At 62.7% G+C, this 26518-nt stretch carries 23 protein-coding genes and 3 pseudogenes; 16 read left to right on the top strand and 10 right to left on the bottom strand.

The genetic code is table 11. The features are described 5' to 3' along the window. Positions 1-179 precede the first annotated feature (179 nt). Positions 180-2069, bottom strand: coding sequence for a quinoprotein ethanol dehydrogenase (gene exaA, locus QRN41_RS04060; RefSeq protein WP_034098925.1), 1890 nt, complete (start codon positions 2067-2069; stop codon positions 180-182). A gap of 254 nt (positions 2070-2323) precedes the next feature. Here exaA and pedF point away from each other — a divergent pair, with 254 nt between their 5' ends. The 15 genes and pseudogenes from pedF to QRN41_RS04000 all read left to right on the top strand — a co-directional run bounded on the left by pedF (position 2324) and on the right by QRN41_RS04000 (position 17133). Further along, the gene (pedF, locus tag QRN41_RS04055; protein ID WP_034098924.1) at positions 2324-2785 is read left to right on the top strand and encodes a cytochrome c-550 PedF; all 462 of its coding nucleotides are present in this window, start codon (positions 2324-2326) and stop codon (positions 2783-2785) included. Between the two features lie 4 nt (positions 2786-2789). Next, positions 2790-3665, top strand: a complete 876-nt coding sequence (locus QRN41_RS04050) for a substrate-binding periplasmic protein (RefSeq protein WP_285421188.1) — start codon at positions 2790-2792, stop codon at positions 3663-3665. A 9-nt stretch (positions 3666-3674) separates the two neighbouring features. Beyond that, positions 3675-4424 carry a quinoprotein dehydrogenase-associated SoxYZ-like carrier gene (locus QRN41_RS04045; protein WP_034098920.1) on the top strand — a complete coding sequence of 250 codons (750 nt, stop codon included), beginning with the start codon at positions 3675-3677 and terminating at the stop codon, positions 4422-4424. Positions 4425-4440: 16 nt separating this feature from the next. Then, entirely contained in the window at positions 4441-5373 is a 933-nt protein-coding gene (locus QRN41_RS04040) for a quinoprotein relay system zinc metallohydrolase 1 (RefSeq protein ID WP_167417920.1), read from the top strand. Between the two features lie 115 nt (positions 5374-5488). Further along, entirely contained in the window at positions 5489-7264 is a 1776-nt protein-coding gene (locus QRN41_RS04035) for a PQQ-dependent methanol/ethanol family dehydrogenase (RefSeq protein ID WP_167417919.1), read from the top strand. Between the two features lie 121 nt (positions 7265-7385). Continuing rightward, positions 7386-8906, top strand: coding sequence for an acetaldehyde dehydrogenase ExaC (gene exaC / locus QRN41_RS04030; RefSeq protein WP_034110971.1), 1521 nt, complete (start codon positions 7386-7388; stop codon positions 8904-8906). Positions 8907-9058: 152 nt separating this feature from the next. Then, positions 9059-9157, top strand: a pseudogene (locus QRN41_RS26245) (hypothetical protein); the annotation flags it as partial. Positions 9158-9306: 149 nt separating this feature from the next. Beyond that, positions 9307-9408: pseudogene (locus tag QRN41_RS26240) on the top strand (hypothetical protein); the annotation flags it as partial. 149 nt (positions 9409-9557) lie between these two features. Then, a pseudogene (locus QRN41_RS26235) lies at positions 9558-9659 on the top strand (hypothetical protein); the annotation flags it as partial. 241 nt (positions 9660-9900) lie between these two features. Next, on the top strand, positions 9901-9972 hold the full coding sequence (gene pqqA / locus QRN41_RS04025; RefSeq protein ID WP_010209364.1) for a pyrroloquinoline quinone precursor peptide PqqA: 72 nt from the start codon (positions 9901-9903) through the stop codon (positions 9970-9972). Between the two features lie 127 nt (positions 9973-10099). Further along, positions 10100-11263 carry an alcohol dehydrogenase-like regulatory protein ErcA gene (gene ercA / locus QRN41_RS04020; RefSeq protein WP_034098911.1) on the top strand — a complete coding sequence of 388 codons (1164 nt, stop codon included), beginning with the start codon at positions 10100-10102 and terminating at the stop codon, positions 11261-11263. Further along, positions 11247-12617: an ATP-binding response regulator gene (locus QRN41_RS04015; RefSeq protein WP_040268794.1), complete on the top strand. Its 1371-nt coding sequence runs from the start codon at positions 11247-11249 to the stop codon at positions 12615-12617. Before ercA ends, QRN41_RS04015 begins: the two co-directional genes overlap by 17 nt. A 77-nt stretch (positions 12618-12694) precedes the next feature. Beyond that, the gene (locus QRN41_RS04010) at positions 12695-14158 is read left to right on the top strand and encodes a DASS family sodium-coupled anion symporter (protein ID WP_167417918.1); all 1464 of its coding nucleotides are present in this window, start codon (positions 12695-12697) and stop codon (positions 14156-14158) included. Positions 14159-14344: 186 nt separating this feature from the next. Further along, positions 14345-15991, top strand: a complete 1647-nt coding sequence (locus tag QRN41_RS04005) for an MFS transporter (RefSeq protein ID WP_040268793.1) — start codon at positions 14345-14347, stop codon at positions 15989-15991. Further along, positions 15988-17133 (top strand): HlyD family secretion protein, encoded by a 1146-nt coding sequence (locus QRN41_RS04000; RefSeq protein WP_167417917.1) that lies wholly within the window; start codon positions 15988-15990, stop codon positions 17131-17133. Before QRN41_RS04005 ends, QRN41_RS04000 begins: the two co-directional genes overlap by 4 nt. A gap of 81 nt (positions 17134-17214) precedes the next feature. Here the strand turns inward: QRN41_RS04000 and QRN41_RS03995 are convergent, their stop codons facing one another. The 9 genes from QRN41_RS03995 to copC form a co-directional block, all read right to left on the bottom strand. Then, positions 17215-18108, bottom strand: a complete 894-nt coding sequence (locus QRN41_RS03995) for an aldose 1-epimerase (RefSeq protein WP_167417916.1) — start codon at positions 18106-18108, stop codon at positions 17215-17217. Then, the gene (locus tag QRN41_RS03990; RefSeq protein ID WP_034098900.1) at positions 18108-19388 is read right to left on the bottom strand and encodes a TRAP transporter large permease; all 1281 of its coding nucleotides are present in this window, start codon (positions 19386-19388) and stop codon (positions 18108-18110) included. The genes QRN41_RS03995 and QRN41_RS03990 overlap by 1 nt, the downstream gene beginning before the upstream one ends. A 1-nt stretch (position 19389) precedes the next feature. Next, positions 19390-19917: a TRAP transporter small permease gene (locus tag QRN41_RS03985; protein WP_034138656.1), complete on the bottom strand. Its 528-nt coding sequence runs from the start codon at positions 19915-19917 to the stop codon at positions 19390-19392. Between the two features lie 64 nt (positions 19918-19981). Further along, complete coding sequence (locus QRN41_RS03980; RefSeq protein ID WP_167417915.1) at positions 19982-20953, bottom strand: TRAP transporter substrate-binding protein; 972 nt, start codon at positions 20951-20953, stop codon at positions 19982-19984. Between the two features lie 50 nt (positions 20954-21003). Next, a complete protein-coding gene (locus tag QRN41_RS03975; protein WP_285421187.1) occupies positions 21004-21879 on the bottom strand; it encodes an SMP-30/gluconolactonase/LRE family protein in 876 nt (291 codons plus the stop codon). Positions 21880-21909: 30 nt separating this feature from the next. After that, positions 21910-22728, bottom strand: coding sequence for an NAD-dependent epimerase/dehydratase family protein (locus QRN41_RS03970; protein ID WP_040268787.1), 819 nt, complete (start codon positions 22726-22728; stop codon positions 21910-21912). 194 nt (positions 22729-22922) lie between these two features. Beyond that, positions 22923-24185 (bottom strand): OprD family porin, encoded by a 1263-nt coding sequence (locus tag QRN41_RS03965; RefSeq protein WP_167417913.1) that lies wholly within the window; start codon positions 24183-24185, stop codon positions 22923-22925. A gap of 324 nt (positions 24186-24509) precedes the next feature. Next, complete coding sequence (gene copD, locus QRN41_RS03960; protein ID WP_167417912.1) at positions 24510-25367, bottom strand: copper homeostasis membrane protein CopD; 858 nt, start codon at positions 25365-25367, stop codon at positions 24510-24512. Between the two features lie 3 nt (positions 25368-25370). Further along, positions 25371-25736 (bottom strand): copper homeostasis periplasmic binding protein CopC, encoded by a 366-nt coding sequence (gene copC / locus QRN41_RS03955; RefSeq protein ID WP_034098885.1) that lies wholly within the window; start codon positions 25734-25736, stop codon positions 25371-25373. Between the two features lie 116 nt (positions 25737-25852). On the opposite strand from copC, the gene QRN41_RS03950 reads away from it, so the two are divergent. Then, complete coding sequence (locus QRN41_RS03950) at positions 25853-26473, top strand: TetR/AcrR family transcriptional regulator (RefSeq protein ID WP_034138650.1); 621 nt, start codon at positions 25853-25855, stop codon at positions 26471-26473. The last annotated feature ends 45 nt before the right edge of the window (positions 26474-26518 follow it).

Genomic DNA, 26518 nt, shown 5'->3' with positions numbered 1-26518 from the left:
TGAGCGGGCTTGTCGAATCGTCGCATCGCCCGCGCTGGGTTGCGCAGCGGCCCTGGCATTCCTCCAGCACCTCCCTGCGCTCAGGTCTACGACTGCTGCGCAGCCGAGCGCAGGGCAAGCCTGCTTCCCACTGGGGAGCCGCTTGCCGCAAAAGGTGGCCCGGTATTCTCGCCGGGGGGTTATTTTTGCGCGGTCTTGTTATCCCAACTCGGGATCTTGAACACCCAGAACGACCCACCCTGAGCCACCGGTTTGGTCAACTCGGCCATGTCGCCGCCCCACAACGGCACCGCGCCGCCGTAGCCGACGGTAACGCCGATGTACTGCTCGCCATCCTGTTCCCAGGTAATCGGCGGCGAGACGATGCCGCTGCCGGTCTGGAACTTCCACAGCTCCTCTCCGGTTTTGGCGTCGAAGGCTTTGAAGAAACCGTCGCCGGTGCCGGTGAAGACCAGGTTGCCTTTGGTCGCCAGCACGCCGGCCCACAGCGGCAGAGCTTCCTTGTGCTCCCACACCACTTTGCCGGTGGTGGGGTTCATCGCGCGCAGGGTGCCGACATGGTCGTCATACATACGCTTGATGCGGAACCCCATGCCCAGGTACGCCGAGCCTTTTTTGTAGTTGACCTCTTCGGTCCAGTAATCCTCTTTCCACTGGTTGCCGGGGATGTAGAACAGGCCGGTGTCCTGGCTGTAAGCCATGGGGTTCCAGTTTTTGCCGCCCAGGAACGGTGGCGAGACTTCCACCGCTTTGCCCTTGGTTTCCCCCGGCAGTGGCTTGGCTGGGCGCTGGCCTGGGTTCTCCACCGGGCGCCCGGTCTTCAGGTCGATATGGCTGGCCCAAGTGATGTTGTCGACGAAGGGGAAGGCGTTCTGCAACTTGCCGTTGCTGCGGTCGACCACGTAGAAAAACCCGTTGCGGTCGGCGTGGCCGGTGGCCTTGACGGTTTTGCCGTCCTGGGTTTTGTAGTCGAACAGCACCAACTCGTTGTTGCCGGAAAAATCCCAGGCATCGTTGGGGGTGTGCTGGTAGAACCATTTCACCTCGCCGGTGCTGGGGTCGACGCCGACCTGCCCGGATGTATAGAGGCTGTCGAAGTCGTGGGGGTTGCCGTCCTTGGCAGTGCGCGCCCAGGTATTCCACGGGCCGGGGTTGCCGGCGCCGACGATGATCGTGTTGGTTTCGGCATCGAAGCTCGCGCTCTGCCAAGGTGCGCCGCCGCCGTGGCTCCAGGCCTCGACTTTGCCGGTGGGCGTACTTGGATCATCCGGCCATGACGGCGCCTTCACGTCGCCGGTCGGCGTGCTGTCCTTGCCGTTGAGACGGCCCATATGGCCTTCGACGAAGGGGCGCATCCACACCTCTTCGCCGGTGTCCGGGTCACGCGCATACAACTGGCCGACCACGCCGAATTCATCGCCGGAACTGCCGTGGATCAGCAGCACCTTGCCGCTGACCTTGTCCTTGATCAGCACCGGTGCGCCGGTGAGGGTGTAGCCGGCGGCGTGGTCGCCGAATTTCTTGTTCCACACCACTTTGCCGGTGGTTTTGTCGAGGGCGATCAGCCGTGCGTCGAGGGTGCCGAAGTAGATTTTGTCGCCGAAGATCGCCGCGCCGCGGTTGACCACATCGCAGCACGGGCGAATGTTGTCGGGCAGGCGGTGGTTGTAGGTCCACAGGCGTTTGCCGGTCTTGGCGTCGAGGGCGAACACACGGGAATAGGAGCCGGTGACGTAGACCACGCCGTCGCTGACGATGGCCTGGGATTCCTGGCCGCGTTGTTTTTCGTCGCCGAACGAATAGGACCAGGCCGGGGTGAGTTTGAACACGTTCTTGTCGTTGACCTTGGCCAACGGGCTCCAGCGCTGGGCGTTGGTGCCCATGCCGTATTGCAGCACGTCCTGGGTGCTCAGGTGGTCATTGGCGATGTCTTCCCAGGTGACCGCGCGGGTCTGGCGTGGCGGTTCGGCGGCAAGGGCGGCGGTGCCCAGGCCCAGGCTGCCGGCCAGCAGCAGGGCCTGCACGGCAAGGCTCAAGGGTGAACGGACGGGTAGCGATCTTATTGTCATGGTTGCAGTTCCCAGTGTCGGTTTTGACCTGCACAGGGTGCGGTGCGCGGCGCTGGCCGGATACGGAAAAACGCCCGCCGTGGCCGGGAAGATTTCCCGCGCCGCCGCTGTTTTAGGCGTGCCCCACAAGCCCTACTACCAAGGGAGGAGGGCGCGACCACCAAAGCAGCATACGGCCCGCGCTCCGGGGTTTCTAAGATGGTTGCCAGAGCCTCTGCAATGAGGTGTTGCGTGCAATCCTGAGGGCAAAAACAATGACAACAACACACAATGCCTTGCTCGTCGCCGGTCTGCTGGTCGGTGTGCTTGGTGCCGGGGCCGCCTGGGCCCATGGCAACGTGGTCCCGCAAGCGGTGGAAACCAAAGGCCTGACCTCCATCAAAGATGCCGGCGTGCCGGTCAACGAGGACGGCTGGGCGGCGGTCAACCCCTATCGCAATTCGCCCGAACATGACAAAGCTGTGGAAATCGGCTCGTCCGCCTTCAACCAGAACTGCGCCGCCTGCCACGGCCTGGAAGCCAAATCCGGCGGCATCGCCCCGGACCTGCGCATGCTGGATGTGGGAGAGGCCGGTGATGAATGGTTTGTCGAGCGCGTACGCCATGGCGCGGTGCGCGACGGCCGGGTATACATGCCGAAGATGGCCGACTACCTGAGCCAGGAAGCCTTGTGGGCGGTGCGCACCTACCTGGACAGCGTGCACGTCGAGGAGTGATGCCATGCGCCTGTTTGCCGTGGTGCTGGGCCTGGCCTTGCTGTGCTGCCACACGGCGCAGGCGCAGGTGCGCAGCTATGACCAGATGATCGCCGCCGGCGAAATCAAAGTGGCGGTGTACAAGGACTTTGCTCCCTACAGTTTCGAGGACGGCGCCACCCCCCGAGGCGTCGATGTGGAACTGGCCCAGGCCCTGGCCGAGGCGCTCGGTGTGCGGCTCAAGTTGATCTGGGCGCCGGCCGGCGAAAAGCTCGACGACGACCTGCGCGACTACATCTGGCGCGGCAGCCCCTTGCATCACCATCAGCTGGCCGACCTGATGCTGCGCGCGCCCTACGACCACGACTACGCACAACGGCGCAACGATCAAGGCGAGCTGGAAAACGGCCAGGTGGTGATGTTCGGCCCGTACCAGAATGAACAATGGCAGGTGGCCTACGACCGCCGGCGCTTGGATAAGGTCGCCAGCGTGGCGGTGTTCCAGCAGCACCCCATCGGTGTGGAAGTCGACAGCGTGCCATCGTTTTACCTGACCTCGGTGTTCAACGGCCAACTCGCGGCCAGCACCCAGCATTTTCCCAGTGTGACCCAGGCGTTTGCGGCGATGCGCTCCGGCAAGGTCGATGCGGTCATGGCCATGCGCGGGGAAATCGACTGGCAGGTGCAGCAGGCCCATGACCCGCAACTGGCGTTGGCGGAAAACGCCTACCCGAACATGGGGCGGCAACGCTGGGAGATCGGCATGGCGGTGCACGAAAGCAATCGCCAGTTGGCCTATGCGGTGGAAGAAGCCCTTGAAGGTCTGATCCGCGACGGCCGTTTGCAGGCGATCTACCGCCACTACGGCCTGCGCTACGAAGTGCCCGACATGTACCAATAGGAGCAGGCGATGAACTGGCGACTGAGCTGCATCCTGGCCTGCTGGCTGCCACTGGCCGCCCATGCCGTGGAGGTCGACCCGGTGCCCTCGGTGATGTGGGCCTTCTACCACAAGCAGCTGCTGGCCGACGCGCCGTTCGTGTTCGACGCGCGGGTCAAGCTGCTGGCGCCGCCGTTCGCCGAGGATGCGCGCCAGGTGCCGCTGGAAATCGACGCGCGGGCGTTCAAGGGGCATGTGGTGAGGATCCTGGCCTGGGCCGAGCTGAACCCGCTGCCGAAAATCGTCGATTTCCAGCCCAAGGAAGGGGTGCTGCCGTGGCTGGCGCTGCGCATCCGCATCGAGCAAGCCACGCCGTTGCGCGCCGCGGTCCTTACCGATGACGGCATATGGCATGTGGGGTCGGCGCTGATCGACGCGGCCGGCGGCGGCTGCACCGCGCCCAGTGTGGTGCGCAGCCAGCCGGGCTGGGAAGAGCATCTGGGCGAAGTGCTCGGCGGGCGCTACCCCCGTGGCGAATTCAGCCGCGTGCGCGTGCAAGTGGCGCACCCGATGGACAACGGCCTGGTCAGCGGTATCCCTGAGTTTTTTATCAACCATGGGCAATTGCGTGGCCAGGACGATCAGGTGCTGGCCGAGCTGGAATTGTTCCCGGCGGTCAGCGAGAACCCCAACCTGGCCTTCGACATCGAAGCACCGGGGCCTACTCGCCTGGTGCTGCGCGACAACAGCGGCAATGAGTTCGACGCGGCCATCCCCTGACCAGAAGGAGCGCGGCATGCGCTGGATTCTCTTGTTATGCCTGGGCCTGAGCCTGCCCGCCCTGGCGGACCTGGACTACGCCCTCAAGCCTCGGCTGATCGCCGCCGACACCTGGCTGCTCGAAGGCAGCACCGACAACTTTGCCAAGGCCAATGGCGGCAATATCGTCAACACCGCTTTTATCGTCACCGAGGCCGGCGTGGTGGTGATCGAGACCGGGCCGTCGCGGCGCTACGGCGAAGCGCTGCGCCAAGCCATCGCCCAAGTCACCCCCAAGCCGGTGATCCAGGTACTGATCACGCACCATCACCCTGACCACGCCCTGGGCAACCAAGCGTTCAAGGACGTGCCCATCGGCGCCCTGGCCGACACCACGCGCTTGCTGCACGAGCAGGGCGACAGCCTGGCGGAAAACCTCTACCGCATGGTCGGCGACTGGATGCGCGGCACCGAAGTGGTATTGCCGACCCAGGCGCTGCAACCCGGTGTATTGAGCGTGGGCCAGCATGACCTGCGCTTGCTGGCGCTGACCGGGCATACCGGCGCCGATCTGGCCATTCTCGACCAGCGCACCGGGGTGCTGTTCACCGGCGACTTGGTGTTCTACCAGCGCGCCCTGACCACGCCGCATAGCCCGGGGCTGGCGGCGTGGCAGGCCGACCTCGACACCCTGCAAGCCTTGCCCTGGACCCTGATCGTGCCCGGCCACGGCCCGGTGGCCGCCGATGCGCAGCCGTTCGCCCAGATGCGCGATTACCTGGGCTGGCTCGACCAACTGCTACGCGACGGCGCCGCCAACGGCAGCGACATGGCCGAGCTGATCCGCAGCCCCATCCCCGAACGCTTTGCCGCGATCAACCTGAGCCGCTACGAACTGACCCGCAGCGTCAGCCACCTGTACCCGCGCTACGAGCGCGCGCAGATGCAACGGCTGGATACCCGCTACTAAGGAACTAGCAATCTCGATACTGCGGTCAATTGTGACGAACGCCCCTGCGCCCAAGAATCGGCACCAGACCGGGAAAATTTCCCGGGTATAACAAAAAACCGCAGAGGTAGCCGTCATGACCCAACCCGCACGTCGCCAACCCTTCGCCTTGAGTGTGTTGCTCGGTGCCATCCTGTTATCCGGCCAAGCCGTGGCCGCCGTGAGCGATCAGGACATTCTCCAGGACCCGAAAAACCCCGGGCAGATCGTCACCAACGGTCTGGGTGTGCAAGGCCAGCGCTACAGCCCGCTGGACACTCTGAATGTGGACAACGTCAAGGACCTGCGCCCGGTCTGGGCGTTCTCCTTCGGCGGCGAGAAACAGCGCGGGCAGCAGGCGCAGCCGATGGTCAAGGATGGGGTGATGTACCTCACCGGTTCCTATTCGCGGGTGTTCGCGGTGGATGCGCGCACCGGCAAGAAACTCTGGCAGTACGATGCGCGTCTGCCGGATGACATCCGCCCCTGCTGCGATGTGATCAACCGTGGAGTGGCGCTGTACGGCGACCTGGTGTTCTTCGGCACCCTGGACGCCAAACTGGTGGCTCTGAATAAAGACACCGGCAAGGTGGTGTGGAGCAAGCGCGTGGCCGACCACAAGGAAGGCTACTCCATCAGCGCCGCGCCGCTGGTGATCAATGGCAAGCTGATCACCGGCGTGGCCGGCGGCGAATTCGGCGTGGTGGGCAAGATCGAAGCCTACGACCCGAAAAACGGCGACCTGCTGTGGACCCGCCCGACGGTCGAAGGCCATATGGGCTATGTGTACAAGGACGGCAAGGCCGTGGAAAACGGCATCTCCGGCGGCGAAGCGGGTAAAACCTGGCCGGGGGACCTGTGGAAAACCGGCGGCGCGGCGCCGTGGCTGGGCGGCTACTACGACCCAGAAACCAACCTGCTGCTGTTCGGCACCGGTAACCCGGCACCGTGGAACTCGCACCTGCGCCCCGGCGACAACCTTTACTCGTCCTCGCGCCTGGCACTCAACCCGGACGACGGCACCATCAAATGGCACTTTCAGAGCACGCCTCACGACGGTTGGGACTATGACGGCGTGAACGAACTGGTGTCGTTCAACTACACCGAGGGCGGCAAGGAAATCAAAGCCGCGGCCACGGCCGACCGCAACGGTTTCTTCTATGTACTGGACCGCACCAACGGCAAGTTCATCCGCGGCTTCCCGTTTGTCGACAAGATCACCTGGGCCACCGGCCTGGATAAGAGCGGCCGGCCGATCTACAACGAAGCCAGCCGCCCCGGCGCGCCGGGCAGTGAAGCCAAGGGCACGTCGGTGTTCGTTGCGCCGGCCTTCCTCGGCGCGAAAAACTGGATGCCCATGGCCTACAACCGCGACACCGGGCTGTTCTATGTGCCATCCAACGAGTGGGGCATGGACATGTGGAACGAAGGCATCGCCTATAAGAAAGGCGCGGCGTTCCTCGGCGCCGGGTTCACCATCAAACCGTTGAACGAAGACTACATCGGCGTGCTGCGCGCCATCGACCCGGTCAGCGGCAAGGAAGTCTGGCGCCACAAAAACTACGCGCCGTTGTGGGGCGGGGTACTGACCACCAAAGGCAACCTGGTGTTCACCGGCACGCCGGAAGGTTTCCTGCAGGCCTTCAACGCCAAGACCGGCGAGAAAGTCTGGGAATTCCAGACCGGCTCCGGCGTGCTCGGCTCGCCGATTACCTGGGACATGGACGGCGAGCAGTATGTCTCGGTGGTCTCCGGGTGGGGCGGCGCGGTGCCGCTGTGGGGCGGTGAAGTGGCCAAGCGCATCAAGGACTTCAACCAGGGCGGCATGCTCTGGACCTTTAAGTTGCCCAAGGACCTGGTGGCCAAACACTAGTTCTACGACCAAATGAGCAGTGCCCTCCTGCCAACGGCGCATTCGCCCGGCGGTGGGGGCACCTTACTATCGGGTGATCGCCTGTTGACCGACAGGCCCGGACCCAGACAGAGGCTTTACTATGATCTACGCACAACCTGGCACCCCTGGCGCTATCGTCAGCTTCAAGCAGCGTTATGGTAATTACATCGGCGGCGAGTTCGTCGCACCGATCAGCGGCGAGTACTTCACCAACACCTCGCCGGTTACCGGCCAAGCGATTGCTGAATTCCCGCGCTCCAGCGCCGCCGACATCGATAAAGCCCTGGATGCCGCCCACGCCGCCGCCGATGCCTGGGGCAAAACCTCGGCCCAGGACCGCGCCCTGGTGCTACTGAAAATCGCCGACCGCATCGAACAAAACCTCGAAGTGCTGGCCGTGGCCGAAACCTGGGATAACGGCAAGGCCGTTCGTGAAACCCTCAACGCCGACGTGCCCCTGGCCGCCGACCATTTCCGTTATTTCGCCGGCTGCATCCGCGCCCAGGAAGGCGGCGCCGCCGAGATCAACGAACACACCGCCGCTTACCACTTCCACGAACCGTTGGGTGTGGTCGGGCAGATCATTCCGTGGAACTTCCCGCTGCTGATGGCCGCGTGGAAACTCGCCCCGGCCCTGGCCGCCGGGAACTGCATCGTGCTCAAGCCGGCCGAGCAGACGCCGCTGTCGATCATGGTGTTCGCCGAACTGATCAATGACCTGCTGCCGCCGGGCGTGCTCAATATTGTGCAGGGCTTTGGACGCGAAGCCGGGGAGGCCCTGGCCACCAGCAAACGCATCGCCAAGATCGCCTTTACCGGCTCCACGCCGATTGGCGCGCACATCATGCATGCGGCCGCCGAAAACATCATCCCGTCCACCGTGGAGCTGGGCGGCAAGTCGCCGAACATCTTCTTTGAAGACATCATGCGTGCCGAGCCGCAGTTTATCGAGAAAGCCGCCGAGGGCCTGGTGCTGGCGTTTTTCAACCAGGGCGAAGTGTGCACCTGCCCGTCGCGGGCGCTGGTGCAGGAGTCGATCTACGAGCCGTTCATGGCCGAGGTGATGAAGAAGATCGTCAAGATCAAGCGCGGTAACCCGCTCGACACCGAAACCATGGTCGGCGCCCAGGCGTCCGAGCAGCAATACGACAAGATCCTGTCCTACCTCAAGATCGCCCAGGAGGAGGGCGCCGAGCTGCTCACCGGCGGCGCGGCCGAACACTTGAACGGCGACCTGTCCAGCGGCTATTACATCCAGCCGACCCTGCTCAAGGGCCACAACAAGATGCGCGTGTTCCAGGAGGAAATCTTCGGCCCGGTGGTGGGCATCACCACCTTCAAGGACGAAGCCGAAGCCCTGGCCATCGCTAACGACAGCGAATTCGGCCTCGGCGCCGGCCTGTGGACCCGCGACATCAACCGCGCCTACCGCATGGGCCGGGCGATCAAGGCCGGGCGTGTGTGGACCAACTGTTATCACCTGTACCCGGCGCATGCGGCGTTCGGCGGCTACAAAAAGTCGGGTGTGGGGCGCGAGAACCACAAGATGATGCTGGACCACTATCAGCAGACCAAGAACCTGCTGGTGAGCTACGACATCAACCCGTTGGGCTTCTTCTGATCCTCCAATTGCAATGCGACCCAGTGTGGGAGAGGGCTTGCCCCCGATGAGGTAGTGTCAGCTTAAACAGCTGTGACTGACACGCCACCATCGGGGGCAAGCCCCCTCCCACAGTTTTGTTCCCTGTACATTCGCGGCTACGGCGGCTGCAAAGTGTGGGGCGTGAGAACCACAAGATGATGCTGGACCACTACCAGCAGACCAAGAACCTGCTGGTGAGCTACGACATCAACCCGTTGGGGTTCTTCTGATCCTCCAATTGCAATGCGACCCAATGTGGGAGGGGGCTTGCCCCCGATGAGGGATTGTCAGCTTAAACAGCTGTGACTGACACGCCGCTATCGGGGGCAAGCCCCCTCCCACAGTTTTGTTCCCTGTACATTCGCGGCAACGGCGGCTGCAAGGTGTGGGGCGTGAGAACCACAAGATGATGCTGGACCACTATCAGCAGACCAAGAACCTGCTGGTGAGCTACGACATCAACCCGTTGGGCTTCTTCTGATCCTCCAATTGCAATGCGACCCAGTGTGGGAGGGGGCTTGCCCTCGATGAGGGAGTGTCAGCTTAAACAGCTGTGACTGACACACCCCCATCGGGGGCAAGCCCCCTCCCACAGTTTTGTTCCCTGTACATTCGCGGCAACGGCGGCTGCAAGGTGTGGGGCGTGAGAACCATAAGATGATGCTGGACCACTACCAGCAGACCAAGAACCTGCTGGTGAGCTACGACATCAACCCGTTGGGGTTCTTCTGATCCTCTAATTGCAATGCGATCAAGTGTGGGAGGGGGCTTGCCCCCGATAGCGGTGGGTCAGTGGCATAAATGTTGACTGACCCACAGCCATTGGGGGCAAGCCCCCTCCCACAGTTTTGTTTCCTGTACATTCGCGACTAATGCAGTGCGGCATTTACGTCGAAAGTAGCATTCGCCCCCCCAACCCCCCATGTATTAATGCCTTTACCGGAATCTTCCGGCACAACAAGAGGACTCTCCCATGTGGACCAAACCCGCCTTCACCGACCTGCGTATCGGCTTTGAAGTGACCATGTACTTCGCCAGCCGTTGATTCAACAGCCGGCCAGCTCAGTGCTGGCCGGTGCGCTATGGGAATGACCCTTTGGTCTGATTGCAAACGCCTGCGGATCGGTTAGTGTGGAGCGCATCTTCCAAAAATAATAAGAACAGGCTTTCCAATGAGCCCAAACCTGAGCCTCCTGCGTAAATTCGTCTCGCCTGAAATCATCTTCGGTGCCGGTTGCCGGCATAACGTTGGCAACTACGCCAAAACCTTCGGTGCGCGCAAGGTGCTGGTGGTCAGCGACCCCGGTGTGATCGCCGCCGGCTGGGTCGCCGATGTGGAAGCCAGCCTGCAGGCCATCGGCATCGACTACTGCCTGTACAGCGCCGTATCGCCCAACCCGCGCGTGGAGGAGGTGATGCTCGGCGCCGAGGTGTACCGGGAAAACCATTGCGACGTGATCGTCGCCATCGGCGGCGGCAGCCCCATGGACTGCGGCAAGGCCATCGGCATCGTGGTGGCCCACGGGCGCAGCATTCTGGACTTCGAAGGCGTGGACACCATCCGCGTGCCCAGCCCACCGCTGATCCTGATCCCTACCACCGCCGGGACCTCGGCGGATGTGTCGCAGTTCGTGATCATTTCCAACCAGCAGGAACGCATGAAGTTCTCCATCGTCAGCAAGGCGGTGGTGCCGGATGTATCGCTGATCGACCCGGAAACCACCGCCAGCATGGACCCGTTCCTGTCCGCCTGCACCGGCATCGACGCCTTGGTGCATGCCATCGAGGCGTTCGTTTCCACCGGTCATGGCCCGCTCACCGACCCCCATGCCCTGGAGGCCATGCGGTTGATCAACGGCAACCTGGTGCAGATGATCGCCAACCCCACGGACATTGCCCTGCGCGAAAAGATCATGCTCGGCAGCATGCAGGCCGGCCTGGCGTTTTCCAATGCGATCCTTGGCGCGGTGCATGCCATGTCCCATAGCCTCGGCGGCTTTCTCGACCTGCCCCATGGCCTGTGCAACGCGGTGCTGGTCGAGCATGTGGTGGCGTTCAACTACAACTCGGCGCCGGAGCGCTTCAAGGTGATTGCCGAGACCTTCGGCATCGACTGCCGGGGCCTGAACCATCGGCAGATCTGTGGGCGCCTGGTGGAACACCTGATTGCCCTGAAACACGCCATTGGCTTCCATGAAACCCTCGGTTTGCATGGCGTGCGCGTGGCGGATATTCCGTTCCTGTCCCAGCATGCGATGCACGACCCGTGCATCCTCACCAACCCGCGCGAGTCGAGCCAGCGTGACGTCGAGGTCGTGTATGGCGAAGCTCTCTGACGACCAGCAGCGCGCCCTCGCCGGGTTGCTCGGGCTGGGCGACCAGTCGGCGCGCAAGAGCCATTACCCCGAACTGACGGCACGCCTGGACGAACTGGAAGCCGAGCGCCGGCGCTATATCCGCCTCAACGATGAACTGGAACAGCGCGTGGCCGCGCGCACCGATGAATTGCTGGAGGCCAACCGCAACCTGCAACAGCAGATCGCCCAGCGTGAACAGGTGGAACGGCAACTGCGCGATGCCCGCGACGCCGCCGAGGCCGCCAACCGCAGCAAGGACAAATACCTCGCCGCCGCCAGTCATGACCTGCTGCAACCGCTGAACGCCGCGCGCCTGTTGATCGCCACCCTGCGCGAGCGGGCGTTGCCCAGTGTCGAGCAGGTGCTGGTGGAGCGTACCCATCAGGCCCTGGAAGGCGCCGAGGACTTACTCACGGATCTGCTCGATATCTCGCGGCTCGACCAGGCGGCGGTCAAGCCGGACGCGGCGGTGTATCGCTTGGAAGAAGTGTTTGCGCCGCTGGTCTCGGAATTCCAGTCGGTGGCCCAGGCGGCCGGGCTGAACCTGCGTGCGCGCACCGGGGGGTATGCGATCCATACGGACCTGCGTTTGCTGACGCGGATCTTGCGCAACTTCCTGAGCAACGCCTGCCGCTACACCGACGAAGGCTGCATCCTGCTCGGCGCCCGCCGTCGTGGCGATCGTCTGCGCTTGGAGGTGTGGGACACCGGGCGCGGGATCGCTGCCGACCGGCTGGAGGCGATCTTCCTGGAGTTCAACCAGCTCGATGTCGGCCGCGCGTCCGAGCGCAAGGGCGTAGGCCTGGGGCTGGCGATTGTCGAACGCATCGCCGAGATTCTCGGCTACCCGGTGGCGGTGCGGTCATGGCCGGGGCGCGGTTCGATGTTCAGCATCGAGGTGCCCATCAGCGCAGAGATGCCACCCGCGATCAGCCAGTTGCCCACCCTGCCGACCACCGGTAACCCATTGCCGGGGCGGCGTTTGCTGGTGATCGACAATGAGATCAGCATCCTCGACAGCATGCGCGCGCTGCTGGGCCAATGGGGTTGCGACGTGGTCACCGCCACCGACCAGGCCGGCGCATTGCAGGCGCTGCAGGGCAGGGCGCCGGAGTTGATTCTGGCGGACTACCACCTCGACCACGGGGTGGTGGGCTGCCTGGTGGTCAAGCAGTTGCGCGAGCATTTCGGTCACAAGATCCCCGCCGTGATTATCACCGCCGACCGCACCGACCAATGCCGCCGTGCGTTGCGCCGGCTGGATGCTCCGTTGCTGAACAAACCGGTCAAGCCCGGAAAGTTGCGCGCGGTACTCAGTCAATTGCTGGCCTAGAAGCTTGATACCTGTCAATACGTCGCAGCTGGCATTGCCCCACTCTTAAGGCCTGATCTAGAGGCCTGGAGTACGCCATGACCGCTGCACCTTTCAAATTGCCCCTGGGCCTGGTGATCGCCGTGCTGGCGATGGCCGGCGTGCTGCTGTTGCCGCTGCCCGCCGACCTGCCGGTGGCCGGGCAGCGCATGCTGGCGATCCTGGGGTTTGCCGTGGTGGTGTGGATCACCGAGGCGGTGTCCTATGAGGCCAGCGCGATCATGATCACTTCGCTCATGGCCTTTCTGCTCGGCACGGCACCCTCGCTGCAAGACCCCACGCATCTGATTGGTTCCAGCCCGGCAATCAGCATGGCGCTCACCGGCTTCGCCAACCCGGCGCTGGCGCTGGTGGCAGGGGCGCTGTTTATCGCGGCGGCCATGACCCATACCGGCCTGGATCGGCGCATCGCCCTGGTGACGCTAAGCCGTATCGGCACCAGCACTCGGCGCATCCTGCTGGGGGCGATCGCGGTGACGATCCTGCTCAGCCTGGTGGTGCCCAGCGCCACGGCGCGCAGTGCCTGTGTGGTGCCGATCATGATGGGGGTGATCGCCGCGTTCGGCGTGGACAAGCGCTCGAATATCGCCGCCGGGATCATGATCGTGGTTGCCCAAGGCACCAGCATCTGGAACGTCGGCATCCAGACCGCCGCGGCGCAGAACCTGCTGACCGTCGGTTTTATGGACAAGATGCTCGGCCAGCGCGTGTCATGGCTCGATTGGCTGATCGCCGGCGCGCCGTGGGCGCTGATCATGTCGGCGGTACTGCTGTTTCTGGTGCTCAAGCTGCTGCCGCCGGAAACCGACAGCATCCCCGGCGGCAAGGAAGCCGTGGCCCAGTCCCTGGTGGACATTGGCCCCATGACCGGCCCGCAGAAACGCTTGCTGGCGGTGTCGGTGCTGCTGCTGTTGGCGTGGGCCACAGAGGGGCGCCTGCATCCTTTCGACACCACCTCGACCACCTATGCCGGGTTGGTGTTCCTGTTGTTGCCGGGCATTGGTGTGATGACCTGGAAAGATGTGCAGTCGCGCATTCCGTGGGGCACGGTGATCGTGTTCGGCGTGGGCATCAGCCTGGGTACGGCGTTGCTGACCACCCAGGCCGGGCAGTGGCTGGGTGCTGCGGTGGTGGCCCACACCGGCTTGGACCAGGTCGGCCCGCTGGGCGTGTTCGCGATCCTTGGCGCGTTCCTGATCCTGATCCACCTGGGCTTTGCCAGCGCCACCGCATTGACCTCGGCGCTATTGCCGATCCTGATTGCGGTGCTGCAAACCTTGCCCGGCGAATTCAGCCGCTTGGGCATGACCCTGTTGCTGGGGTTTGTGATGAGTTACGGGTTTATCCTGCCGATCAACGCGCCGCAGAACATGGTGTGCCTGGGCACCGGCACATTTACCGCGCGCCAGTTTGCCAAGGTGGGGATTCTGGTGACGTTGATCGGGTATGGGCTGATGTTGGTGTTGGCGGCGACTTACTGGAGTTGGCTCGGTTGGATTTGATTTGGAGTCTGCCTCTGGATGCACCTGAGATCCAATGTGGGGGAGGGCTTGCCCCTCCCACTTTCTGACCCTACCCGCTTCAGACCCCCATTCCACCCCAAGATGGCAAGATGAACTCCGCTCAGGTTTACTGTTCTCTGAGTAGAGGTATTACCGACGCCCCCGTCGGGTCATCTAGGTCATTGAATGGACAAATACACCCCCCGCGCCTGGCAACCCCACGAACGCCCGAGCCTGCCCGGTTCGCCGTCGACGCCGTGGCACCCGACCTATAAGCGCTGGCTGTTCGCGATGGTCGGTGTGCTGGTGGCGATCACCGGCGGGCTGGGCAATTCTTTGGTGATCGCCAACCTGCAATACCTGCAAGGCGCGCTCGGTGCGACCACCGCCGAAATGGCCTGGCTGCCCGCCGCCTATGTAATGACCAACGTGTGCATGAACCTGCTGCTGGTGAAGTTTCGCCAGCAGTTCGGTTTGCGGGCCTTCACCGAAGTGTTTCTGGTGCTGTATGCGCTGGTGACGTTCGGCCACCTGTTCGTCAACGACCTCAACTCGGCCATCGCCGTGCGCGCGGCCCATGGCATGGTGGGTGCGGCCCTCAGTTCATTGGGCTTGTATTACATGATCCAGGCATTCCCGGCCAAATGGCGCTTGAAGGCGCTGGTGCTGGGGTTGGGCACCGCGCAATTGGCGCTGCCGCTGGCGCGCTTGTTCTCCGAGGATCTGCTGCAGATCGCCGAATGGCGCGGCCTGTACCTGTTCGAATTGGGCCTGGCGCTGATCTGCCTGGGTTGTGTGTTCCTGCTCAAGCTGCCGCCCGGTGACCGTTTCAAGACCTTTGAAAAACTCGATTTCCTCACCTTCGCCATTCTTTCCAGCGGTGTGGCGCTGCTGTGTGCGGTGCTGTCCCTGGGGCGTATCGACTGGTGGCTGGAAGCGCCGTGGATCGGCATTGCCTCGGCCTGCTCCCTGGTGCTGATCATGGCTGGCCTGGCCATCGAACATAACCGCGCCAACCCGTTGCTGATGACGCGCTGGCTGGGCAGCGGCGTGATGATTCGCCTGGCGCTGGCGGTGATCCTGATTCGTATGGTGCTGTCCGAGCAGTCCACCGGCGCGGTGGGTTTTATGCAGATGCTCAATATGAGCTACGAGCAGATGCACACGCTTTACGTGGTGATGCTGGCCGGGGCGATCAGCGGGCTGGCGATCAGTGCGTTGACCATCAACCCGGCGCACCTGTTGATGCCGCTGGTGATCTCCCTGGCGCTGATGGCCACCGGGTCGGTAATGGACAGCTTTTCCAGCAACCTGACCCGGCCGCAGAACCTGTATGTCAGCCAGTTCCTGCTAGGCTTCGGCGGTACGTTCTTTCTGGGGCCGACCATGGTACTGGGCACCAAAAACGTGCTGGCCAACCCGCGCAATCTGGTGAGTTTTTCGGTGATGTTCGGCATTTGCCAGAACCTCGGCGGGCTGATCGGCGCGGCGTTGCTCGGCACTTTCCAGGTGGTGCGCGAGAAGTTTCACTCCAGCATGATCGTCGAACACCTGACCCTGCTCGACCCCCGCGTGGCCGCGCGGGTGCAGAGCGGCGGTTCGGCCTACGGCGGGCTGGTGGCCGACCCAGAATTACGCAACCTCATGGGCATTCGCAGCCTGGCCACAGCGGCCACCCGTGAAGCGAATGTGATGGCCTACAACGATGTGTTTATGCTGATTGCGATCATCGCGATCCTGACCATGCTGTGGATTTTTACCCGCAGCCTATGGCTGATGACGACCACCCAAGCGGCTACTCCTCCCGTTCAACCCAGCGGCGTTACTTCATGACCGAACCTTCGACCACGACCACCACCGCCATTGCTTCAACCCCGGAGGGCAGCACGCCGCCGGGTGCCGTGCCCACCGAGCTGCGCCCATTGCGGGTGCGCATCCTGTCCTCCCTGGGCTTTGCCGCGATTGCCATCGTCGGCGTGTTGATCGTGCTGTATGCCTGGCAATTGCCGCCGTTCAGCAGCGCGGTGGAAACCACCGAAAATGCCCTGGTGCGCGGTCAGGTGACGATTATTGGCCCGCAGCTCAGCGGCTATGTGTTCGAGGTGCCGGTGCAGGACTTCCAGTACGTCAAGGCCGGCGACCTGCTGGTGCGCCTGGATGACCGCATCTACAAGCAGCGCCTCGACCAGGCGCTGGCGCAACTGGCGGTGCAGAAGGCCGCGCTGGCCAATGTGGTGCAGCAACGCAACAGCGCCGAAGCCACGATCAAACTGCGTCAGGCAGCCTTGGCGGACAGCCAGGCCCAGGCGCGCAAAAGCACCGCCGACCTGCGGCGTAACCAGGAACTGATCAGCGATGGCTCGGTGTCCAAGCGCGAGTTGGACGTGACCCGCGCGGCGAATGCCCAGACCCAGGCAGCGGTCGCTCAGGCCCAGGCCAGCCTGGAAATCGCCCGGCAGGATTTGCAGACGGTGATCGTCAATCGCGGCTCCCTGGAAGCCGCCGTGGCCAGTGCCGACGCGGCGGTGGAACTGGCGCGGATCGACCTGTCCAATACCCGCATCACCGCGCCCCGTGACGGCCAATTGGGCCAAATCGGCGTGCGCCTCGGCGCCTACGTCAACTCCGGCGCGCAACTGATGGCGCTGGTGCCGAAGCAGCTGTGGGTGATCGCCAATATGAAAGAAACCCAGATGGACAATGTGCAGGTCGGCCAGCCAGTGACCTTTACCGTGGATGCGCTGAACCATCGCAAGTTTCACGGCACGGTGCAGCATATTTCCCCGGCCACCGGTTCCGAGTTCAGCCTGTTGCAGGCCGACAATGCCACCGGCAATTTTGTGAAGATTGCCCAGCGCGTGCCGGTGCGGATTACGGTGGACCCGAATCAGGCCGAGAGCGAACGCTTAAGGCCAGGGTTGTCGGTTGTCGTGAGTATCGACACGGCAGGGCGGCTCAAAAACAGCCCGCCCTGAAGGGGTTTGACCAATTGTGGGAGGGGCGGTGCGACGATTCGACTTGCCCCCGATTGCAGGGGGTCAATCACAGCATCTATGTCACTGGCCTGCCGCCATCGGGGGCAAGCCCCCTCCCATAATGGGGACGTATTTCAGGATGAAATCGAGGTGGGCTGATTGGCCTTGTTCCAGCAGTTTCAGGCCCGGCTTGCCCGGCAGGTGATGGGCATTCACCGGATGGCTCACCGGCTCTATGCAAAAGAATCCCAGCCCCGGTGGGCAGTACAGCAGGAAGTAATCGGCCCCCCTGGCCTGGCCTTCCAATACATAGCCCAGCTCCGGCTGTTCGATCCGGCAAGCCCCGTCCCACTGGCAAAAACCGTTGTCCACCACACGCTCGGGCAGCTCATTGAGGAGCCGGAAATCCCAGTCCGCCGGTATCGATGCCAACCCCGTCGGCAGCTTGGACGCATCACTCAGCCACACCTGCGCGGCCCTGGCCTGCAACCGCGTGCCTGGTCGGCGCGGAAAATAGGGGTGTAAGCCCAAGCCGTGCCATGCCGGCTCCTCGGCCAAATGGGTGACGCGCAACGCAAGACTCAGCGTGCCCTCATGCAAGCGCACGCGCTGCTCGGCGCGATAAGCGAAGGGCGTGTCGCACTCCACCGCCAGCAGCACCTCATCCGTTGCCTGGCTCACCACCTGCCACGCCTGCTGCCACGCGGAGCCGTGGATCGGCAGCGGGTCGGTCAGGCTGTTGGGCTTGAGCGCCAGCCAACCCAGGGGATTGTCGAAGCCGCCGTGGGCAATGCGATTGGACCACGGCGCCAACGGATAGCAGCCCAGCTTGCCCGGCAGGCCGGTCGCAATGGCCTGTTCGTCGTTATGACGCAACAGCGGCTGGCCGGTGGCGCGCACGCGCCAATTGACGAGGCTGCCGCCCACCGCTGGATTCAAGCTGAGGTGGGTCAACGCATCTTCAAGCTCAAGCATCACAGCACCACGCTCGGCAGCCACAGCGACAGCGCCGGGATGTAGGTCACGGCCATCAGGATCAGAAACAGCACGGCATAGAAGGGCACCAGCGCTTTCACGGTTTTTTCGATGCTCACCTTGCCCACCGCTGCCCCGACGAACAGCACCGCGCCCACCGGCGGCGTAATCAGGCCAATGCCGAGGTTGACCAGCATAATCATGCCGAAGTGCACCGGGTCGACGCCGATGCCGAGCACCACCGGCAGCAGGATCGGTGTGAGGATCAGGATCAGCGGCGCCATGTCCATCACCGTGCCGAGCAACAGCAGCATGATGTTGATGCACATCAGGATCACATAGCGGTTGTCCGACAGGGTCAGGAACAGCGTGGTGATCTTCGCCGGGATCTGCATCAGGGTCATGATGTAGCCGAAGCTGGCGGCAAACGCGATCAGGATCATCACGATGGAAATGGTGCGCACCGTGCGGTGCATCAGCTTTGGCAGCTCGCTCCATTTGTAGTCGCGGTAGATGAACATGGTGACGAAGAATGCCCACAGCACCGCAATCGCGGCCGACTCGGTGGCGGTGAAGATGCCCGAGAGGATACCGCCCAGGATGATCACCATGGCCATCAGGCCCCAGAGCGCGTCGGCGGCGATTTTCAGCGCCTGCTTGAGGGGGATGACTTCGCCCTTGGGGTAGTCGCGCTTCTTGGCGAAGATCAGGCACAGCACCATCAGGCATGCGCTCATCAGCAGGCCGGGGACCACGCCGGCCATGAACAACGAGGCGATCGACACCGTGCCGCCGGCCGCCAGGGAGTAGAGCACCGAGTTGTGGCTGGGCGGGGTCAGCAGCGCCTGCACCGAGCCGCTGACGGTAACGGCGGTGGCGAACTCGCGGGGGTAGCCGCGACGTTCCATTTCGGGGATCAGCACCGAGCCCACCGAGGCGGTGTCGGCCACCGACGAACCGGAGATGGCGCCGAAGAAGGTCGAGGCCATGATGTTCACCAGCGACAGGCCGCCGCGCACGAAGCCCACCAGTACCCCGGCGAACGCCACCAGCCGCCGCGACATGCCGCCCTCGGCCATGATTGCCCCGGCGAGCACGAAGAAGGGGATCGCCATCAGCGAAAACTTGTTCACCCCGCCGGCCACCTGAATCATCAGGGCCTGGAACGGAATGTCGATCCACCACGCGCCGATCAACGCTGATAGCCCCAGGGCGTAGGCCACCGGCATGCCGATCAGGATCAAGGCGATAAAGCTGCCCAACAGAATCAATGCGTCCATATCAGGCAGCCCCTTCGCTTTCTTCCACCAGGTCGAAGCGCACCACGCGCCGGTTGCTTTGGTCACCGAGCAGGAGCTTCTCCACTACGAATATCAGCGTGAGCAGCCCGCCGATGGGGATCGGCATATAGGTGATCCCCACGCGCAGGGTGGGGATGGCGCTCATGAATTGGTTCCAGGTCGACACGCACAGCTTGGCGCCCCAGACCGTCATAAACAGGCAAATACTGCCCATCAGCAGTTGCGTAAAAATACCGACGAGGCGGCGTTGGGCGGGAGGCAGGCGGTCGGTGATCATCGCCACCGACATATGGGCGCCGGCGCGGTAGCTGGCGGCGGCGCCGATGAAGGTGAATACCAGCATCAGCAGAATGGCGGTGGGCTCCGGCCAGCTGGAGCCGGTGCCGAGGACGTAGCGGGCAAAGATGCCCCAGGGAATGATCAGCGCGACCCCGAGTACCGCGAGGCCGGCGACCCAGATGCAGGTCATGTAAATGCGGTCGTTGATGCGCAGCAGTAAATTCTTCATGGCGTTCACCGTAACCGGGCGCGTCGATGTCGACCGCGCCGGGCCTTGTCAGGGAAGGGGAGGGTTACTGAACGGCGTCGATGCGCTTGATGATGTCGGCGTAGGCCGCGCCGTATTTCGCGCGAATCGGCGCGGTGGCGTCATAGAAGGGTTTTTTGTCGACGGTGATGAATTCCACGCCGGCGGCCTTGAGCTTTTCCTCGCTGCTGGCGGACTTTTTGTCCCACAGCACACGCTCATCGGCCTGGGCGGCCTTGGCGGCGTTTTTCACCATCACCTGTTGCTCAGGGGTGAGCTTGTTCCAGGTGATTTTCGACATCACGATGGGCTCGGGCAGGATCAGGTGCTCGGTGAGGGTGTAGTACTTGGCGTTCTGGAAGTGGTTGTGTTCCAGCATTGTCGGCGGGTTGTTTTCCGCGCCGTCGATCACCCCGGTCTGCAGGGCACTGAAGATCTCGCCGGTGTCCATGGCGATGCCGTTGGCGCCCATGGCATTGAAGGCATCGATGAACAGCGGGTTGCCTTGCACGCGGATCTTCATGCCTTTGAGGTCTTCAAGCTTGCGTACCGGTTTTTTGGTGTAGAGGTTGCGCGTGCCGCCGTCCATCCAGGCCAGGGCCACCAGGCCGAACTCGGAGTTGGTGATTTTGGCGAGGATCTCATCGCCGATTTCGCCATCGATAACCTTGCGCATATGTGCCTGGTCGCGGAACACGAATGGCAGGTTGAACACGTTCACATCCGGCACCACCGGGCCGACGATGCCGAGGCTGACGCGGGTCATCTGCACGGCGCCGACCTGGGCCTGTTCGACCACTTCTTTTTCCGAACCCAGCACGCCGCCGGGGAAGTACTTGAAGGTCAGTTCGCCGTTGCTTTGCTGGGTCAGGGCCTTGCCCATGTTTTGTTCGGCGACCACGGTGGGGTAGCCGGCGGGGTGAACGTCGGCGAACTTGATTTCCAGCGCCTGGGCGGCGCTGCTGAGAAGAACGCTGAGGGGAAGTGCAGCGGCCAGCAAGGTGCGTTTGAAGTCCATGGGGGTCACTCCTGTCTTGTTATTGTTGTATTCAAGGCACAGCGATGCAGCTAGAGGGCGAAGGTGGGCTCCGGCAATCCGGTGACGCCGGGGTTGAGGGCGAACACGCCGCCGGCGAGCGACTGGGGGCCCTGGTCATCCCGGATCGAGGTGACGAACAAGGTCTCCAGGCGGCTGCCGCCAAAGGCGCACATGGTGGGTTTTTTCACCGGCACGCTCAGGGAGCGGTCCAGGCGACCTTCGGGGGTGAAACGGTGGATCAGACCGGCGTCGTTGGCGCAGATCCAGTAGCAGCCATCGGCATCCACCGCTGCGCCATCCGGACGGCCGAGGTGGTTGTGCATGTCCACAAATACTCGGCGGTTGGACGGCGTGCCGCTGTCGACGTCGTAGTCAAAGGCCCAGATCTGTTGCACCAATGGGTGCGAATCCGAGACGTACATCGTGCGCCCGTCCGGGCTGAACGCCAGGCCGTTAAGGGTGATGAAACCGTCCAGTTGGGCATGGGCCGCGCCGTCACCGGCGTAGCGGTAAAGAATGCCTGCGGCGGCGTTCGCACCCATGTCGAGCACCATGCTGCCGGCCCAGAAACGCCCTTGTCGATCGCAGCGGCCGTCGTTCATGCGCATGTGCGGGCGTGGGTGCTCTACGCCGGCCAGCAGTTGGGTATCTAGATGCCCACCGGCTCGGGGGGTGAGTTGGAAAAAACCGCTCTCCATACCCGCGACCCAGCCGCCGGTTTCGGTGCGCGCAATGCAGGCGAGCATGGTGTCGGCATTCCAGCGCTGTACTTCACCGCTCTGGGCGCTCCAGCGTTGCAGGCCGCCGTGGGGGATATCGACCCAGTACAGCGCGTTTTCCTCCGGCACCCATACCGGGCATTCGCCCACGGCATTGCGGGCGTCGACGATTAATTCAGCAGTCATGGCCACTCATTCCCTTGGATTGGTAAACGCTCAGTCGCCAAACGGCCCAGCCGCGCAGAATGCGCCGCCCTGGTAGACCTTGGCCGGGTCGTTGTCGGCCACCGGCGGCTGGGCTTCGACCTGGGCGCGGAACACTTCGGAGTTGTCTTTGGGCACGAAGCCCAAGTGCGCGGCGTAGCGGTTGTCCCACCAGGTGTCGAGGTTGTCCGACATACCGTAGACCACGGTGTGGCCGACGTTGGGCGTGTACAGGGCGCGTTCGAGCAGTTGGGTCAGGTCATCGAAGCTCAGCCAGGTGTGCATCATCCGGCGGTTCTGCGGCTCGGGGAACGAGGAGCCGATGCGGATGCTGACGGTTTCGATGCCGTAGCGATCAAAGTAAAAACTCGCCATATCTTCGCCGTAGGACTTGGACAGGCCGTAGTAGCTGTCCGGGCGGCGCGGGGAGTGGGCATCGATTTTTTCGTCTTGCTTGTAGAAGCCGATCACATGGTTGGAGCTGGCGAAGATCACCCGTTTGACGCCATGGCGACGGGCGGCTTCGTAGATATGAAAAACCCCGCAGATATTCGCGCCGAGGACCTCCTCGAACGGACGCTCCACTGACACGCCGCCAAAATGCAGAATCGCGTCGACGCCTTCAACCAGGTGATGCACGGCCTGTTTGTCGGAAAGGTCGCAGGGCTGCACTTCTTCTTGGGCGTTGGCGGCGGGGGCCATTTCGGCGATGTCCGACAGGCGCAGCACCTGAGCGTAGGGGCGAAGGCGTTCGCGCAGGACTTTGCCCAGGCCGCCGGCGGCACCGGTAAGCAGCAGGCGATGGAAGGGAGCTGGGGTGGTGGTGGTCATGGGCATTCCAGATTTTTGTTGTAGGTTGTCGTATGACTATGTCGAAGTATTGTTAGGGAGTCCCTGGTTGTCAACGTCGATTCGGCTCGCCCCGATAGCGGTGGGTCAGCAAAGGCAGTATCGGCTGACCCGCGTCATCGGGGGCAAGCCCCCTCCCACATGGGGTGGGCGTTAGTGTTCAGGTTCGGCAAGCTTTAGAGCAACGAGATCGGGTAGCTGATGAATATCCGGTTCTCATCGAACTCGTTAGTGCTGAAGTCCCGACGCATCGTGGAGTTGCGCCATTTCACGTTGAGGTTCTTCAGTGCGCCGCTTTGCACGGTGTAGGCCAGTTCCGATTCGCGACCCCATTCCTTGCCGTCGGTGATCGTTCCGGTGTGCACGTTGCTGCCGCTGATATAGCGGTTCATCAAGGTCAGGCCGGGTACGCCGAGCACCGCGAAGTTGAAGTCGTGACGCAGTTGCCAGGATTTTTCCTTGGCGTTGTCATAGCTGGAGTTGTAGCTGTCGTTGGCCAAGGTGCCGCCGCTGGTGCCGTTGACGCGCATCCACACGCTGTCGCCGCTGAGTTTCTGCAGGCCCACGTAGAACGTGTTGCCGCCGTACTTGGCCGAGAGCAGGGCAAACGCGGTTTTGTTATCCAGGTCGCCGGCCAGGGCGCTGCCGTCCTCCTTGCCGTTGAAAAAACCGAGGTTGGCGCCCAGGGTCCAGTCGCCCAGCGGTTGGCTGTGGATGAGGTTGACGTATTGCTGTTGGTAGATATCGCTCAGTTCGGCGTACCACAGGCCGACCTGGGTGCGTTTGTCGTTAAAGGTGTATTCGCCGCCGCCGAAGTTAAAGCGGTCCGACTTGAACGCGGTTTTGCCGTTCATGAACATGTCTTCCATGCTCGCGTCGTTGCGTGGGCTGTTGCCGCGAAATTGCCCGCCGTAGAGGGTCAGGCCGGCGATTTCATTGGAGGTGATCTGGCCACCGCGGAAGGTTTGCGGCAGTGAGCGACCATCGTCGGAGCGTAGGATCGGCAGCACCGGCATCCATTCGCCGACTTTCAGTTCGGTCTTCGACAGTTTGGTTTTCAGCGCTACGCCCAAGCGCCCGAAGTTGTCGGCGGGGCGACCGTCGTCGTGGATCGGCAGCAACTGGGTGCCGCCGGTGCCTTTGCCGCCGTCGAGCTTCTGCGAATACAGGCCCAGTACGTCAATTCCGAAGCCGAGAGTGCCTTGGGTGTAACCGGACTTGGCGTCGAGAATGAAGCTCTGCGTCCACTCTTCAGCCTTGCCCTGGGCGTTGCCCGGGTTGGTGAAGTTACGGTTGAAATAGGCGTTGCGCAGGTTGAGCGTGGCCTTGGCGTCGTCGACAAAGCCGTCGGCGTGCGCGGCGAAGGGTAGGGTGATGCTCAGGCTGCCGAGGCCGACAAGGCCCAGACGTACGCAGGAATTGCGGGCGAATTGACTCACAGTGACGCTCCCTTTCTTTTGTTGTTTTTATTATTTGTCATACGTCGTCGTACAACATTGGAGCGAATATTTGCGGGGTTTTCCTGGAGTGTCAAGCAGAAGTTATACGATGACCAAGGTGCGCAAGGTCAATGTGGAAGGGGGCGGCACGGGTATCAGTGAAAACATCCCTTGAGACTGTTGTGGTGAGCGGGTTTGTTGTGGTGAGCGAGCTTGCTGTGGTGAGCCTGCTCAGCACAGAGTTATGTGTCAGCCTCTAAGACCTGTGTAGAAACCTATGGCTATCGCAGGCAAGTCGAATCGTCGCACCGCCGCTCCCGCATTTCAGCCAGCCAGGACCATCGGCGGCAAGGTGCCCAGCACCGAAACGGCCGCTACGGCACAAACACCGAGCAGCCACTCCAGCATCACGCTGCCTTTCAAACCGGCCAACTGCTGTTCGCCGCTATCCAGACGCAGCCGGTTCAGCAGTGCCAAGCACAACATACCCAGCACCAGCATCACCTTGATCAATAGAATCAGCGCAAACCCACTGAACAATGGCGTTGGCCACAGTTGCCCGGTGAGCACACGCACGTTGATCAACCCGCTCACCAGCAAACCGGCGACCAGCCCATAGCCGACGCCGCTGAAACGCCTGAGGATCGGCTCCAGCCGGTGACGCTGCGCTTGCCTGAGGATCAGCACCAGCAACAGCAACCCACCCAGCCAGGCGCCGACGCACAACAGATGCACCACTTGGTTGAGGATCAGCAGGCGCCCGTTCAGGCCGTCCAGCATGGCGCCATGGCCTACCGGGGCCAGGGTGGCCAGCAACAGCGCGAGCAGCGGCAAGCGTAGCGCCGGCCAGGGCTTGATCAGGGCGATCACCAGTAGCAGGTTCAGCAGCAGATGCCAGACCCACACCTGGCCGAAGAACGTCTTGCCCAGCACCAGGCCCACGGTACCGGGCTGCAGTGCGGCGTCCCAACTGCCGGCCATGCTTGCGGTAATCAGCAGCAACCAAGCCACGCCGGATACCAGCGCCGTCCAGGCCAGCCCACGGGTGAGGCGCAGCAACGTGCGTTCCAAGGCCGGCTGCGTGTCTTTGCCCAGCAGCCAGGGCCTGAAGGCACAAGCGCCGAACATCAGCAACACCACCATAAAATGCACGAACCGGCACAGCACCAGCAGGGTGGCCATGGGTTATTGGCCGACCTTGAAGCGATAAGTGCCTTCGCTTTTGTGGGTGTCGACGGAGACCGCATGCCACTCGACGGTGTAAGTGCCGGCCGCCAGCGGCGCGGCCGGTGTGACCACCAGGATTTTTTTATTGGCGTCCGGGGTTTCCAAGCCTTTGATGGCGACTTCAGTACCGTCCTTGCTCAGCGAAACCTTGCTGAACGTGGCCTCGACGCCTTCGCTGAACGTCAGCCGCAGGTCTTTGGGGGCGGTGACGGTGCTGTCCTCTGCTGGGCTGGCGCTTTTCAGGTGGGCGTGGGCAAATGCTGCCGAAGCCCCCAGCAGGGAAGCGAGCAGGGCGACAGCAGTCAGGGCTTTCTTGATCAACATGGTGCAATACCCAATCCAAGAGAGAAGCGCGCAGTGTACGAAGTTTCGAATGCGCCTGTCGCCGCGATCTAGAGCCGATGGTAGTCTTTAGGCCATGTTGTTGTCAGGGAGCCCTTATGGGCAATCACAAGAGTGGCATTCGCCGGGCAAACGTCGAAAAGATCCTGCTGGCGGCGGAGAAAATCTTCGCCGAGAAAGGCTATGGCAGCACCGCCATGGCCGACATCGCCGAAGAAGCGCAACTGCCGCGCTCCAACCTGCATTACTACTTCACCACTAAAAGCGAGCTGTACAGCGCTGTGCTGTTCGACCTGCTGGACGTGTGGAAACAGGACGCCCTTAGCTTTGAAACCTTTGACGACCCACGGGTGGTGCTAAGCAGCTACATCCGCGCCAAGATGCAGCGCTCGCGTACACGGCCGTACGGCTCGAAAGTCTGGGCCAACGAGATCATCCACGGCGCGCCGACCCTGGGTGAGGCGTTGGACGAAAGCCTGTACGACTGGGCCAAGATGAAAGAAGCGAAAATTCGCCAGTGGGTGGAAGACAAACGCATTTTGCCGGTGGAACCATCGAGCCTGTTGTACATGATCTGGGCTTCGACCCAGCACTACGCCGACTTCGATCACCAAGTGACGATTCTGAATGATCACCAGCCGTTGTCGGACAGGCAATTCGAGAAGGCGATTCAGACAGTGACCAGTGTGATTCTGAGGGGGATTGGGTTGGAGCCTTGAGTATCGTGGTGGGGCTTGGGGCCTCATCGGGGGCAAGCCCCCTCC

Source organism: Pseudomonas sp. efr-133-TYG-23 (assembly GCF_030209215.1).
GTDB classification, from domain to species: domain Bacteria; phylum Pseudomonadota; class Gammaproteobacteria; order Pseudomonadales; family Pseudomonadaceae; genus Aquipseudomonas; species Aquipseudomonas rhodesiae.
This window is presented reverse-complemented; position numbering and strand designations above follow the sequence as displayed.

What these genes read in the sequence shown, in the direction of transcription:
- QRN41_RS04005 (WP_040268793.1), top strand. Translation starts at nt 14,345, where the DNA reads ATGGACAAATACACCCCCCGCGCCTGGCAACCCCACGAACGCCCGAGC.
- ercA (WP_034098911.1), top strand. Translation starts at nt 10,100, where the DNA reads ATGAGCCCAAACCTGAGCCTCCTGCGTAAATTCGTCTCGCCTGAAATC.
- QRN41_RS04015 (WP_040268794.1), top strand. Translation starts at nt 11,247, where the DNA reads ATGGCGAAGCTCTCTGACGACCAGCAGCGCGCCCTCGCCGGGTTGCTC.
- QRN41_RS04000 (WP_167417917.1), top strand. Translation starts at nt 15,988, where the DNA reads ATGACCGAACCTTCGACCACGACCACCACCGCCATTGCTTCAACCCCG.
- exaC (WP_034110971.1), top strand. Translation starts at nt 7,386, where the DNA reads ATGATCTACGCACAACCTGGCACCCCTGGCGCTATCGTCAGCTTCAAG.
- QRN41_RS03990 (WP_034098900.1), bottom strand. Translation starts at nt 19,388, where the DNA reads ATGGACGCATTGATTCTGTTGGGCAGCTTTATCGCCTTGATCCTGATC.
- QRN41_RS04050 (WP_285421188.1), top strand. Translation starts at nt 2,790, where the DNA reads ATGCGCCTGTTTGCCGTGGTGCTGGGCCTGGCCTTGCTGTGCTGCCAC.
- QRN41_RS03950 (WP_034138650.1), top strand. Translation starts at nt 25,853, where the DNA reads ATGGGCAATCACAAGAGTGGCATTCGCCGGGCAAACGTCGAAAAGATC.
- QRN41_RS03980 (WP_167417915.1), bottom strand. Translation starts at nt 20,953, where the DNA reads ATGGACTTCAAACGCACCTTGCTGGCCGCTGCACTTCCCCTCAGCGTT.
- QRN41_RS04010 (WP_167417918.1), top strand. Translation starts at nt 12,695, where the DNA reads ATGACCGCTGCACCTTTCAAATTGCCCCTGGGCCTGGTGATCGCCGTG.
- exaA (WP_034098925.1), bottom strand. Translation starts at nt 2,069, where the DNA reads ATGACAATAAGATCGCTACCCGTCCGTTCACCCTTGAGCCTTGCCGTG.
- QRN41_RS03970 (WP_040268787.1), bottom strand. Translation starts at nt 22,728, where the DNA reads ATGACCACCACCACCCCAGCTCCCTTCCATCGCCTGCTGCTTACCGGT.
- pedF (WP_034098924.1), top strand. Translation starts at nt 2,324, where the DNA reads ATGACAACAACACACAATGCCTTGCTCGTCGCCGGTCTGCTGGTCGGT.
- QRN41_RS04040 (WP_167417920.1), top strand. Translation starts at nt 4,441, where the DNA reads ATGCGCTGGATTCTCTTGTTATGCCTGGGCCTGAGCCTGCCCGCCCTG.
- QRN41_RS03975 (WP_285421187.1), bottom strand. Translation starts at nt 21,879, where the DNA reads ATGACTGCTGAATTAATCGTCGACGCCCGCAATGCCGTGGGCGAATGC.
- QRN41_RS03985 (WP_034138656.1), bottom strand. Translation starts at nt 19,917, where the DNA reads ATGAAGAATTTACTGCTGCGCATCAACGACCGCATTTACATGACCTGC.
- copD (WP_167417912.1), bottom strand. Translation starts at nt 25,367, where the DNA reads ATGGCCACCCTGCTGGTGCTGTGCCGGTTCGTGCATTTTATGGTGGTG.
- QRN41_RS04035 (WP_167417919.1), top strand. Translation starts at nt 5,489, where the DNA reads ATGACCCAACCCGCACGTCGCCAACCCTTCGCCTTGAGTGTGTTGCTC.
- QRN41_RS03995 (WP_167417916.1), bottom strand. Translation starts at nt 18,108, where the DNA reads ATGCTTGAGCTTGAAGATGCGTTGACCCACCTCAGCTTGAATCCAGCG.
- QRN41_RS04045 (WP_034098920.1), top strand. Translation starts at nt 3,675, where the DNA reads ATGAACTGGCGACTGAGCTGCATCCTGGCCTGCTGGCTGCCACTGGCC.
- copC (WP_034098885.1), bottom strand. Translation starts at nt 25,736, where the DNA reads ATGTTGATCAAGAAAGCCCTGACTGCTGTCGCCCTGCTCGCTTCCCTG.